The sequence below is a fragment of the Micromonospora sp. ANENR4 genome (assembly GCF_015354395.1).
In the GTDB taxonomy this organism is placed as follows: domain Bacteria; phylum Actinomycetota; class Actinomycetes; order Mycobacteriales; family Micromonosporaceae; genus Micromonospora; species Micromonospora aurantiaca.
The window spans coordinates 232,152-244,307 of record NZ_JADKYQ010000012.1 but is presented as its reverse complement, the minus strand read 5'-3'; the positions used below and the strand labels follow the sequence as shown (position 1 = coordinate 244,307).

The following is a 12,156-nucleotide window of genomic DNA, read 5'->3' as shown; positions in this document are numbered from 1 at the left end:
AGATCATTCCTGCCGTCAACTTCATGATCGACCCGGTGAACGGGCCGGTCAGGGGCCGGTGGGGGTTTCGGCTGCGGAACTCAGGTTGGGGGCGGACGCGGGTTCGGCGATGCCGCCGGGAGCGGAGGCGATCTCCGGGTCGTGGGCGGTCTCGGCCGCGATCGCCGGCTGGTCCGGCGGCATGACGTCAGGCATCTTCGGCGCGACGATCACCGCCGTGCCGTACGCGCAGATCTCCATCCACATCTCGCCGCAGTCCCGGCTGTCGAAGCGCATGCCGATCACCGCGTTCGCGCCCAGGCGGCGCGCCTCCTCGCCGAGGCGGGCCACCGAGTCGGTACGCCACCGGGTCAGGTTGTCCGGCGCCATCGGGTCGTAGGCGCCACCTCGCAGGTTCTTGACCCCCTCGCGGTACGGGTTGCGGGTCCTCGCCATCGAGGAGACCACTTCGCCGAGGATCTGGCGGATCTCGTAGCCGGGCAGTTGATCCGTCGTCACGACCAGCACACTTCCGATGCTGTCAGTCCCCGGCCGGGTGGTTCGCGAGCCGTGTTCAGCTGAACGGATGCTGAAAAACGGCGCGGCGCGGACGGCCGGGACGCACCCGGCCGATCCGCGCCGCATCGGCATCAACCGTCAGACACCGGCCGTCGAGGTGATCCAGGACCGGTTGTACGCGACACTGCCGTAGTTCTGGATCGTGGTGCCGTTGGCGGTGGAGGCCACGCCGACCTGCCGGCCGTTGTAGAACTGCGGGCCGCCCGAGTCGCCGCGCCACGCGTTGCCGTTGACCCGGGTGCTCCGGATCGCCTGGCCACCGTACGCGTCGGTGACGCTGGTGCTGGTCACCTGGACGGTGGCGGTCTTGAGCTGGGGCGACGCGCCGCAGCCGCTGTAGCAGGTCATGCCCCAGCCGTAGATCGTGTTCGTCGAGCCGACCGGCGGGTTGCTGCTGGCGAGCGAGACGGCGGAGGTGCTGACCGTGCTGGACAGGCGCAGCAGGGCCAGGTCGTAGCGGGTGTAGGAGGCGCTCACGGTTCGGGTCACGCCGCCCGAGGCGTAGTAGACGCTGCCGACCCGGACCGACATGGTGCCGCTGACGCAGTGCCGGGCGGTGAGCACCCACTGGGGCGCGATCACGCTGCCGGAGCAGGTGAACGAGCCGTTGCTGAAGACGGCGGCAGCCCACGGCGCGGACGAGACGGTGCCGCCGCCGATGATCGGCTGGGGGCCGGCCGGCGCGGCGGTGGCGCCGGAGGCGGTGGCCAGGACGCCGGCCAGCGCGGTGGTCAGCACGGCGAGCAGGGGACGGAGGCGCATGTCGGGGCTCCTTCTGCGCGGACGCCCGGGGGTTGCCGGGCAGGGGGTGATACCCGCCGGCTTGGGGTGGGCCGGCGAGGGACATCGATCTAACTCATCGACATCTGACGATGCATGCTACGACCGCGACACCCTCTGTCACAAGGTGCGGAACGAATCACGCCGATGGCGTGACGCGCGCCGCGTACCGCACGAGTGTGCTGTCGGATACCGGTCCAAGGTGGGGTGTTTCACGGCAGAATGCCTGCTGGGAGGCGTTGTCGAAGGGCTCCGGCGAGCACGCAGCGCAACGAATTCGCATCGACGCCGCAACGAACGGGCAACGGTGCCGGTCCGGCCCTGCCGGTGGCGCCGATCGGTGCCGGAACTGCCCCCGGCCGGTGCGGGCCGGGCGGTATCTGCCAGGTAGGCTGGCTGCGCTCGCCCGATTGTTGGGCCGGCACCCAACTGCGTACACAGTCAGGAGTGCCCAGTGCCTCGCGTCGTAGTCGACGTCATGCTCAAGCCCGAGATCCTCGATCCGCAGGGCCAGGCCGTCGCAAACGCGCTGCCCCGCCTCGGCGTCAGTGACGTCGCCTCGGTTCGGATCGGCAGGCGGATCGAGATCGAGTTCACCGGCGAACCGGACCTGGACCGGGCCCGGGAGATCGCCGATAAGCTGCTGGCCAACCCGGTCATCGAGGACTTCACCGTCCGCGTGGTCACCGCCGACGAGACCGCGGGCGCGCAGTCGTGACCGCCCGGGTCGGTGTGGTCACCTTCCCCGGCTCGCTCGACGACGGGGACGCGGCCCGGGCCGTACGGATCGCCGGCGCCGAGGCGGTCCGGCTCTGGCACGGCGACCCGGACCTGCACGGGGTGGACGCTGTCGTCCTGCCCGGCGGCTTCTCCTACGGCGACTACCTGCGCTGCGGCGCCATCGCCCGGTTCGCCCCGGTGATGGAGACGATCGTCCAGGCCGCGCGCGGTGGCCTGCCGGTGCTCGGCATCTGCAACGGCTTCCAGATCCTCTGCGAGGCCCATCTGTTGCCCGGGGCGCTCACCCGCAACCAGCACCTGCACTTCCGCAACCGGGACCAGGTCCTGCGGATCGAGAGCACCGGCACCGCCTGGACGAACGCGTTCCAGCCGGGCCAGGAGGTGCTCATCCCGGTCAAGAACGGCGAGGGCTGCTACGTCGCCGACCCCGCGACGCTCGACCGGCTGGAGGGCGAGGGCCGCGTCGTCGCCCGCTACGTCGGCGGCAACCCCAACGGATCGCAGCGCGACATCGCGGCTATCACCAACGAGGCCGGCAACGTCGTCGGCATCATGCCGCACCCCGAGCACGCGGTGGAGGCGCTCACCGGCCCCTCCCTGGACGGCCTCGGCTTCTTCACCTCGGTGCTCAAGCATCTGGTGGGAGCGCCGGCGTGATGGTGGCCGGGAACATCGGTCGGCTCACCCGCCGCACCGGCGGCGAGCGCAGCAAGGAGACGTCATGACCACCCATCCGGACCCGGCCCTGCGCGAGGCGCAGGGCGTGGTGCCGCAGGCCGGCCCGAACGACGACTGGGCGCTGGGCGTGGACACCGTTCCCCGGGCCGCCGACTCGCCGGAGGAGCTTCAGCCGTACGCCGAGCTGGGCCTCCGCGACGACGAGTACGACCGGATCCGGCACATCCTCGGCCGCCGGCCCACCCAGGCCGAGCTGGCCATGTACTCGATCATGTGGAGCGAGCACTGCTCCTACAAGTCGAGCAAGGTGCACCTCCGCCAGTTCGGCGAGAAGGCGCCGCCGAGTGACCGGCTGCTCGCCGGCATCGGCGAGAACGCCGGCGTGGTCCGGGTCTCCGACGAGCTGGCGGTGACCTTCAAGGTCGAGTCGCACAACCACCCGAGCTTCGTCGAGCCATACCAGGGCGCGGCGACCGGCGTCGGCGGCATCGTCCGCGACATCCTCGCCATGGGCGCCCGCCCGGTCGCCGTGATGGACCCGCTGCGCTTCGGCGCGGCCGACCACCCGGACACCGCCCGGGTCCTGCCCGGCGTGGTCGCCGGCGTCGGCGGCTACGGCAACTGCCTGGGCCTGCCCAACATCGGCGGCGAGGTCGTCTTCGACCCCTGCTACCAGGGGAACCCGCTCGTCAACGCGCTCTGCCTGGGCGTGCTGCCGGTCGACCGGCTGCAGAAGAAGGACGCCACCGGCCCCGGCAACATCGTGGTGCTGATGGGCGCCAAGACCGGCCGCGACGGCATCGGCGGCGTGTCGGTGCTCGCCAGCGCCACCTTCGACGAGGGCAGCGAGCAGCGCCGCCCGTCCGTGCAGGTGGGTGACCCCTTCATGGAGAAGCTGCTCATCGAGGCGTGCCTGGAGCTGTACGACGCCGAACTGGTCGTCGGCATCCAGGACCTCGGCGGCGCCGGCCTGACCTGCGCCCTCACCGAGACCGCCGCCTCCGCCGGCACCGGCATGCGGGTCTGGCTGGAGCGCGTGCCGCTGCGCGAGCCGTCGATGGAGCCGCACGAGATCCTGGCCAGCGAGTCCCAGGAGCGGATGCTGCTCGTCGTCTCGCCGGACAAGCTCGACGCCGTGCTGAAGACCGCCGAGAAGTGGGGCGTCTGGGCCACCGCCATCGGCGAGGTCACCGCACCGTCGGCGGACGGCCAGCCGGGCCGCCTGGTCATCACCTGGCGCGACCAGCTCGTGGTGGACGTGCCGCCGGGCTCGCTCGTCGACGACGGTCCGGTGTACGCCCGGCCGATGCGTGAGCCGGCCGACCTGATCCTGCTCCAGGCCGACCGCGCCGAGACGCTGCCCCGGCCGAGCACCCCGGAGGCGCTCCGGGAGACCGTGCTGCGCATGATCGCGTCGCCGAACCTGGCCGACAAGACCTGGGTCACCGAGCAGTACGACAGGTACGTGCTCGGCAACACCGTGCTCGCCCAGCCGGAGGACTCCGGCGTGATCCGGATCGACGAGCGCAGCGGCCTCGGCGTCGCGCTCTCGGTCGACGGCAACGGCCGGTACGCCCGCCTCGACCCGTACCACGGGACGAAGCTGGCGCTGGCCGAGGCGTACCGGAACGTGGCGGTGACCGGCGCGAAGCCGATCGCGGTGACCAACTGCCTGAACTTCGGCTCGCCGGAGGACCCGGGCGTGATGTGGCAGTTCGCCGAGGCCGTGCGCGGCCTGGCGGACGGCTGCCTGGAGCTGGGCATCCCGGTGACCGGCGGCAACGTCAGCTTCTACAACCAGACCGGTGCCGCGGCCATCCACCCGACCCCGGTGGTCGGCGTGCTGGGCGTGCTCGACGACGTCGCCGACCGCGTACCGATGGGCTTCGTGCCGCGTCCGGCCGGCGACCACGACCAGCTGTTCCTGCTGGGCGAGACGCACGTCGAGCTGTCCGGCTCGGAGTGGGCCTGGGTGACGCACGAGCACCTGGGCGGCATCCCGCCGCAGGTCGACCTGGCCCGTGAGCGGCAGCTCGCCGAGCTGATGGCCGAGGCGGCCCGGGTCGGGCACCTCAGCTCCGCGCACGACCTGTCCGACGGCGGTCTGGCGCAGAGCCTCGTCGAGTCGGCCCTGCGTCGCGGCGTGGGCGCCCGGGTCGTGGTCCCGGAGCACTTCGCCGGTGGCTCGATGCCGTTCGTCTTCCTGTTCAGCGAGTCCGCCGGCCGCGTGCTGGTGTCGGTGCCGCGCGGCCACGAGAAGGCGTTCACCGCCCTGTGCGCCGAGCGCGGCGTGCCGTGGGAGTTCATCGGCGTCACCGACCCGGCCTCCGGCGCACTGGAGGTGCACGGCCAGTTCCGGATCGGCCTGGACGAGCTGCGCGAGGCGCACACCGGTACGCTCCCGCGCCTGTTCGGCGCCGCCGAGGCGGCCCGGGTGGAGGTGGAGGCGACCCGTACCGGGACCACCACTGTGCTTCCGGCCACCGCCGAGCAGCCGGTCGGGGTGGACCCGGCCGCTGTCGACGCCGAGCCGATCGCCGAGGCCGGCCGGGACACCCCGCCGGCCGACGCCGAGGCGTCCGCACCCGCTGTCGAGGCGCAGTCCGACGCGCCGGACGAGGCCGCGCAGGCCGACGCGACGACGCCCGTGGACGGAACCCCGGCCCAGGACGAGTCGGAGAATGCCGACGGGTCCGACGGTCCGGCTCCCGGTGAGCCGGCGCCGGGTCAGCGCTGAGGCGCTGGCCTTGGCCGTCTTCGCCCAACCCGGCTCCGGTGCCCGGTTCGACTGGGGACTGACCGGGGCGGCGGAACTCGGCCGGGTCTGTGCCGCCCTGGTGGTGGTGGACGTGTTGTCGTTCACCACCGCCGTGGAGGTGGCGGTGAGCCGTGGCATGCGGGTGCACCCGTTCCCGTGGGGTGAGCAGGCCGCCGACTACGCCCGCCGGGTGGGTGCCGTGGCCGCCGTGGGCCGCCGGAAGACGACTGCGGAGCACCAGTGGTCGCTGTCCCCGGCGGCGCTGCGGGCCGCGCCGGTCGTCGCCGACCTGGTGCTGCCCTCTCCGAACGGCTCGGCGATCAGCGCCGCCGCCAGCGCCACCGGAGTGCCGGTGGTCGCGGCGTGCCTGCGTAACGCACCCGCCGTCGGGCGCTGGCTCCTGGCCGAGGGGTACGGCTCGAAGGACGCACCCGTGGGCGTGGTGGCGGCCGGGGAGCGCTGGCCCGACGGGTCACTCCGGCCGTGCGTGGAGGACCAGCTCGGTGCGGCCTGCGTACTCGATGCGCTGGCCGGGGTGCCCGGCGGGCTCTCGGTGGAGGCTGCGATGGCGCTCGCCGCGCTGGCGAGCACGCCGGACGTGCCGGCGGCGGTCCGGGGCTGCGTCTCCGGGCGGGAACTCGCCGAGGGCGGCTTCGCCGAGGACGTCACGGTGGCGACCGAGGTGGGCGTCTCCGACGTGGTGCCGGTGCTCCGCCAGGGCTACTTCGCCCCGGCCTGATTCCCCCTGCTGACGACTGTAGCCGCCCGCTGTTCGCGGACGGCCACAGTTCTCACATCTGGTGCCGGTCAGTCGTCCAGCCAGTCGAGGCGTCGTCCGCTCCGGTCCGCCTGCCCGTCCGGGCGGGCGCGACCAGCCTGCGCCGGGTCGTTGGGGTAGCCGTTGTCGTAGCCGCCCGCGCGCTGCTGCGGCGGCTCCTGACCGTATCCGCCCTGCTGGCCGTAACCGCCCTGCGGGGCCTGGCCGTAGCCGTCGCCGTATCCGCCGCCCTGCTGGCCGTAGCCGCCGGACTGGTGGCCACCGTCGTAACCGCCACCGGTGTTGCCGTAGCCACCGGCCGACGCGTCGCCGTATCCGCCCTGCTGACGGCCGTTGTCGTAGCCACCTGTCGCGCCGCTGTCGTAGCCGCCCTGGGACCGGCTGTCGTAGCCACCGGGGTTGTCGTAGCCGCCCGCGGGCGCGTCGCCGTATCCGCCCTGCTGCCGGGTGCTGTCGTAGCCGCCGGCCGGGGCGTCGCCGTAGCCGCCGGCGGGGGCGCTGTCGTACCCGCCGGTCGGCGCGTCGCCGTAGCCGCCGCCCGCCGCGCGACCGCCGCCGTAGCCCGGGGCGTCGCCGTACCCGCCGGTCGGGTTGTCGCCGTAGCCCCCACCGGCGGCGTTGCCGTAGGCGCCGGTGGGCTCGCCGTACCCGCCCTGCGGGCGGGCGCTGTCGTACCCGCCGGTCGCGCCGTTGTCGTAGCCGCCCGACGCGGCACCGCCGTAGCCACCGGCCGCACCGTAACCGTCGCCCTGCTCCGGGCTGCGGCCGTACGGGGCCGAGCCGGCCTGGTCGTAGCCGCCGCGGTCCTGCTCCGGCTGGTAGGTGCTGGTCGGGTACGGGTCGGCCGCCGGCGCGTACTGCGTGCTGTCACCGGTGTAGCGGCCGGTGGGCTCGTCGAAGCGCTCGTTGCCGTAGCCGCCGCCCTGGGCCGCGTAGCCGGCCGCGCCCGCCGCCGCGCCTGCGGCGTAGCCGGCACCGGATGACGGGCCGTTGCCGTAGCCGGCACCGGAGGAGGGGCCGTTGCCGTAGCCGCCGCCCGAGGAGGGCGCGTTGCCGTAGCCGCCCGCGCCGCCGTAACCGCCCTGGCCCGCTGCGTCGTCGCCGTAGCCGTAGCCGCCCTGGCCGCCACCTGCGCCGTACGCCGGGCCGGGCGGCGCGCCGTACGGGTCCGGCGGGACGTCGTCCACGACCGGCCGCTGGAGCATGGTGGGGGCGTCGCTGATCGAGGGGCCGCCGACCATCGTCGCGGCCGGCCCGGCGCCCATCCCGTTCACCACCCGGGTCTGGTCGTCGGTGCCGTGGTAGGCGCCCCGGGCGCCCGGGATCGCACCGGCCCCGCCGGGACCACCCGGACCGGCCGGCCCACCCGGACCGTCGCCGTCACCGTCGTCGCCCTCGTTCTTGCGGCGCATGTAGAGCAGCACGATGGTGCCCACGCCGACGGCGACGAACAGGCCGCCGAGCAGGATGAGCAGCCAGGAGCCGAAGCCGCCGGAATCCTCGTTCGCGGCCGGCTGCTGCGCGGCGGGCGCCTCGGCCGACGGGGTGTCGGTCGCCTCCTCGTCGAGCGGCTCCTCGGACGGCGGGGCGGACTCACTCGCCGACGGGCTGGCGCTCGGGCTCGCCGACGCCTTCAGCTGGATGCTGAGCCGGACGCCGGTCACCGACTGGCCGGCGTTCGCGTTTATCGACCGGGCGACCGGCGAGGCGCCGTCGGTGGAGGCGCCGAGGTCGATCCGGCCGGGCGCGATCGGGTTGGACTCGGAGCCGCTGAAGCTGAAGTTGCCGTTGCCGCTGGTGTTGGTGCGGCGTTCCTTGCCCGCGCTGTCGCGGAGCATGACCAGGGCGCCCTCGATCGGATCGCCGTCGGCGTTCACCACCTTGCCGGACACCGTCTTGACGGTCTGCGGCTGCTGCGGCGCCTCGACCTTGCCCTTGACCGCGAGCTGGAAGTTGCCGGTGGCCGGGTCGGAGTTGTTGGGCCGGACCTGCACCGTGACCGAGGCGTTGGCGTCCTGCGCGTTGTCGTTGGCGCGGATGGTGAGCAGTTGCGTCCGCGGCCTGTTGTTCCCGGGCGGGAAGTTGATCTGACCGCAGCCCGAGGCACAGCTGACGCCGGACGGCAGGCCGGTCAGGCCGATCTCCGCGCTCTCGTCGCCGTCGCCGGGAGTGACCTGGACGCTCACGGTCGCGTCGCTACCGGCGTTGACCGTAATCGATCCCGGAGAGACGCTGACGTTGGCGGCGAAGGCGGGAGCTGCGGGGACGGTGAGCAGGGCGCCGAAGACCAGCGCTACGACCACACCGGCCCGCTGCTTCCAGGCACGTCGGTGTGTTGACACGTCCACCGCCTTCCGGGTCTGATCGCCCCGCCGGCCGTTCGGCCGAGGTTGATCACTCACGGTACGAATAACGCCGTCGGCAACTATGCCTTGTCTGACCGGATCATCTCTACCCAGGGCCGCCGTCGGACGGCCTTCTGCCGGGTCGTATCGTCCCGTCGTGTCCTCTCCGCACGCTTATTCCGAAGCGGTACTCGCCGCCCTGGCGGCGCTGGACGAGGGGCGTACGCCCGAACGGCCGGTGCTCCGGGAGGCGGTCCGGACCCTCTTGGCTGCCCTCGCGGATCGCGCCCCCGGCCGATCGGTGGAGGTGCGCGTCCCACCCTACGGTGCGGTCCAGTGCGTGAGTGGTCCACGACACACCCGCGGCACGCCGCCGAACGTGGTGGAGATGGATCCGGCGACCTGGCTGGCGGTCGCCACCGGGCGCCGGGGATGGGCGGAAACGGTCACTGAGGGTCGCGTCCGGGTTTCCGGAAATCGGGCTGACCTCTCCCCGTACCTCCCTGTTTAGGCATCAAGCAGCGCAAACTCTGCTCACGCTGAGCGGACGCTTCGTGACTGTCGGTGTCGACTGCTGGTCGCGTACACTGAGAGCCGACGACGGTCCCGGCCCATGTGTGCGGAGCTGCCCCCCTGACTCCGCCAGGCCAGTCCAGACCCCACTGCGAGGGAGCGGCAGGTGCCCCGAGGCGATGGCCGGCTGAGCCACGACCTTGACCCCCAGCGACCCGGCCCACAGGACGCGTGCGGCGTCTTCGGCGTCTGGGCGCCGGGTGAAGAGGTCGCCAACCTCACCTACTTCGGGCTCTACGCCCTCCAGCACCGCGGTCAGGAGGCCGCGGGCATCGCGGTGAGTGACGGCTCCGGTGTCGTGGTCTACAAGGACCTCGGCCTGGTCGCCCAGGTGTTCGACGAGCCGACGCTGGCGAGCCTGCGCGGGCACGTCGCGATCGGGCACGCGCGCTACTCCACCACCGGCGGCTCGACCTGGGAGAACGCCCAGCCGACGATCCGCGCCACGACCGCCGGCACCACCATCGCCCTGGCGCACAACGGCAACCTGGTGAACACCGCCGAGTTGCAGCGCGAGGCCGCCGTGCGGGGGCTCGACTCGGACGGCTCGACGAACGACACCTCGCTGGTCACCATGCTGCTGGCGAGCCGGCCCGACCTGTCGGTCGAGGCGGCCGCGCTGGAGGTGCTGCCGCAGCTGCGGGGCGCGTTCAGCTTCGTCTTCATGGACGAGTCGACGCTCTACGCGGCGCGTGACGCGCATGGCGTACGCCCGCTGGTGCTCGGCCGCCTCGAACGCGGCTGGGTGGTGGCGAGCGAGACCGCCGCGCTGGACATCGTCGGCGCGAGCGTGGTCCGCGAGGTCGAGCCGGGCGAGCTGATCGCCATCGACGAGAACGGGCTGCGGTCCAGCCGGTTCGCCTCGCCCGAGCCCAAGGGCTGTCTCTTCGAGTACGTGTACATCGCCCGGCCGGACGCCACCATCGCCGGTCGCAACGTGCACGCCGCGCGGGTGCAGATCGGCCGCCAGCTCGCCAAGGAACACCCGGTCGAGGCCGACCTGGTGATCCCGGTGCCGGAGTCCGGCACGCCGGCCGCGATCGGCTACGCCGAGGAATCAGGCATCACCTACGGCCAGGGCCTGATGAAGAACCCGTACGTCGGGCGCACGTTCATCCAGCCCTCGCAGACGCTGCGCGCGCTCGGCGTCCGGCTGAAGCTGAACCCGCTGCGCCAGAACGTCCGCGGCAAGCGCCTGGTCGTGGTGGACGACTCGATCGTGCGGGGCACCACCCAGCGGGCGATCGTCCGGCTGCTGCGCGAGGCGGGCGCGCTGGAGGTCCACGTCCGGATCTCCTCGCCGCCGGTGAGCTGGCCCTGTTTCTACGGCATCGACTTCGCCACCCGCGCCGAGCTGCTCGCGAACGGGCTCGACAACGACGGCATCCGGCGGTCCATCGGCGCCGACTCGCTCGGTTACGTATCGCTGCCCGGTCTCATCGCCGCGACCGAGCAGCCGAAGAGCCGGCTCTGCCGGGCGTGCTTCGATGGGGAGTACCCGATCGAACTGCCGGCCGGGAACCTGATCGGCAAGCACGTGCTCGAAGGAGTGGGACGCCGGGTCGCCGCCGAGGCGGCCGGGCCGACCGGTCCGCTCGTCGCCACACCGACCCACCACCCGTAGCACCACCGACGCGGGTCCGGCCGCTCCGGGCTCGCGGGAACCACAAAGGGGAGAACCGTGACGCACGTGTCCGAGCGCAGCGGCGCAGGATCCAGCCCGACGGGCGCCGGCGGCGACCGCCAGCCCTGGTCGGCGGGGTCCGGCCGGACGCAGCGCAAACGCTCGGTCTCGTACGCCGACGCCGGGGTGTCGATCGAGGCGGGCGACCGCGCTGTCGAGCTGCTCAAGTCCAAGGTCAAGGAGACCCGGCGCCCCGAGGTCATGGGCGACCTGGGCGGCTTCGCCGGCCTGTTCCGGCTGGACACGAAGAAGTACAAGAACCCGATCCTGGCGTCCTCGACCGACGGCGTGGGCACCAAGCTGGTGATCGCCCAGCAGCTCGACATCCACGACACGGTCGGCATCGACCTGGTCGCGATGGTCGTCGACGACCTGGTGGCCTGCGGCGCCGAGCCGCTGTTCCTGCTCGACTACATCGCCACCGGCGAGGTCGTGCCGGACAAGGTCGCCGAGATCGGCGCCGGCATCGCGGACGGCTGCCGGTACGCCGGCTGCGCGCTGCTCGGTGGCGAGACCGCCGAGCACCCGGGCGTGCTGCGCCCCGACGAGTACGACATCTCGGCCACCGGCGTCGGCGTGGTCGAGGAGAGCGAGATCCTCAGCCCGGAGCGGGTCGAGGTGGGCGACGTGGTGATCGCGATGCGCTCGTCCGGCCTGCACTCCAACGGCTACTCCCTGGTCCGGCACGTGCTGCTCGGCGCCGGCCGGATGCGGCTGGACGTGGTGATCGACGACTTCGGCCGCCAGCGGACGCTGGGCGAGGAGCTGCTCACCCCGACCAAGATCTACGCCCAGGACTGCCTCAAGCTGATCGCCGAGGCCGAGGTGCGGGCGCTGGCCCACGTCACCGGCGGCGGCATCCCCGGCAACCTGGTCCGGGTGCTGCCCGAGCACGTCGACGCGGTGGTGAACCGCTCCACCTGGAAGCCGCAGCCGATCTTCGACCTGATCCAGTCCAAGGGCCGGATCGAGGACCCGGAGATGGAGGCCACGTTCAACATGGGCGTCGGCATGTTCGCGATCGTCTCCGCCGAGGACGCCGACCGCGCGCTGGCCACCCTGACCGGCCGGGGCGTGGACGCCTGGCAGGCCGGCGAGATCATCGAGGGGTCCGGCAACGTGCAGATGGTCGGACAGCACACCCGAGGCTGATCACCCTGCGCCGATCGGCCGGGCACGTGATCGGGGGTTCACCCGAGCGGTCGCCGCGGCCTAGCCTGGAGGTTCGGTTTTCAGGCAGGCGGGGGAGGTGCTGATGGCT

10 protein-coding genes are annotated in these 12,156 nt (G+C 72.8%); 7 read left to right on the top strand and 3 right to left on the bottom strand.

Translation table 11 applies throughout. The features are described from left to right. Positions 1 to 48: 48 nt before the first annotated feature. Both IRY44_RS22430 and IRY44_RS22425 read right to left on the bottom strand, forming a co-directional pair. A complete protein-coding gene (locus IRY44_RS22430; RefSeq protein ID WP_194802200.1) occupies positions 49 to 624 on the bottom strand; it encodes a YbjQ family protein in 576 nt (191 codons plus the stop codon). 12 nt (positions 625 to 636) lie between these two features. After that, positions 637 to 1,320: a trypsin-like serine protease gene (locus IRY44_RS22425; protein ID WP_194802199.1), complete on the bottom strand. Its 684-nt coding sequence runs from the start codon at positions 1,318 to 1,320 to the stop codon at positions 637 to 639. Between the two features lie 472 nt (positions 1,321 to 1,792). On the opposite strand from IRY44_RS22425, the gene purS reads away from it, so the two are divergent. The 4 genes from purS to IRY44_RS22405 all read left to right on the top strand — a co-directional run bounded on the left by purS (position 1,793) and on the right by IRY44_RS22405 (position 6,254). Continuing rightward, on the top strand, positions 1,793 to 2,056 hold the full coding sequence (gene purS, locus IRY44_RS22420) for a phosphoribosylformylglycinamidine synthase subunit PurS (RefSeq protein WP_013473439.1): 264 nt from the start codon (positions 1,793 to 1,795) through the stop codon (positions 2,054 to 2,056). Further along, positions 2,053 to 2,736 (top strand): phosphoribosylformylglycinamidine synthase subunit PurQ, encoded by a 684-nt coding sequence (gene purQ, locus IRY44_RS22415; RefSeq protein ID WP_018785472.1) that lies wholly within the window; start codon positions 2,053 to 2,055, stop codon positions 2,734 to 2,736. The genes purS and purQ overlap by 4 nt, the downstream gene beginning before the upstream one ends. 64 nt (positions 2,737 to 2,800) lie before the next feature. Next, the gene (gene purL / locus IRY44_RS22410; RefSeq protein ID WP_194802198.1) at positions 2,801 to 5,494 is read left to right on the top strand and encodes a phosphoribosylformylglycinamidine synthase subunit PurL; all 2,694 of its coding nucleotides are present in this window, start codon (positions 2,801 to 2,803) and stop codon (positions 5,492 to 5,494) included. A gap of 10 nt (positions 5,495 to 5,504) precedes the next feature. Continuing rightward, positions 5,505 to 6,254, top strand: coding sequence for a 2-phosphosulfolactate phosphatase (locus IRY44_RS22405; RefSeq protein ID WP_194802214.1), 750 nt, complete (start codon positions 5,505 to 5,507; stop codon positions 6,252 to 6,254). A gap of 68 nt (positions 6,255 to 6,322) precedes the next feature. Here the strand turns inward: IRY44_RS22405 and IRY44_RS22400 are convergent, their stop codons facing one another. Continuing rightward, entirely contained in the window at positions 6,323 to 8,635 is a 2,313-nt protein-coding gene (locus IRY44_RS22400; RefSeq protein ID WP_194802197.1) for a carboxypeptidase-like regulatory domain-containing protein, read from the bottom strand. 160 nt (positions 8,636 to 8,795) lie between these two features. Here IRY44_RS22400 and IRY44_RS22395 point away from each other — a divergent pair, with 160 nt between their 5' ends. The 3 genes from IRY44_RS22395 to purM all read left to right on the top strand — a co-directional run bounded on the left by IRY44_RS22395 (position 8,796) and on the right by purM (position 12,047). Further along, complete coding sequence (locus tag IRY44_RS22395) at positions 8,796 to 9,149, top strand: sterol carrier family protein (protein ID WP_194802196.1); 354 nt, start codon at positions 8,796 to 8,798, stop codon at positions 9,147 to 9,149. A gap of 168 nt (positions 9,150 to 9,317) precedes the next feature. Then, a complete protein-coding gene (gene purF, locus IRY44_RS22390) occupies positions 9,318 to 10,835 on the top strand; it encodes an amidophosphoribosyltransferase (protein ID WP_013283425.1) in 1,518 nt (505 codons plus the stop codon). A gap of 57 nt (positions 10,836 to 10,892) precedes the next feature. Next, positions 10,893 to 12,047 carry a phosphoribosylformylglycinamidine cyclo-ligase gene (purM, locus tag IRY44_RS22385; protein ID WP_013283426.1) on the top strand — a complete coding sequence of 385 codons (1,155 nt, stop codon included), beginning with the start codon at positions 10,893 to 10,895 and terminating at the stop codon, positions 12,045 to 12,047. The last annotated feature ends 109 nt before the right edge of the window (positions 12,048 to 12,156 follow it).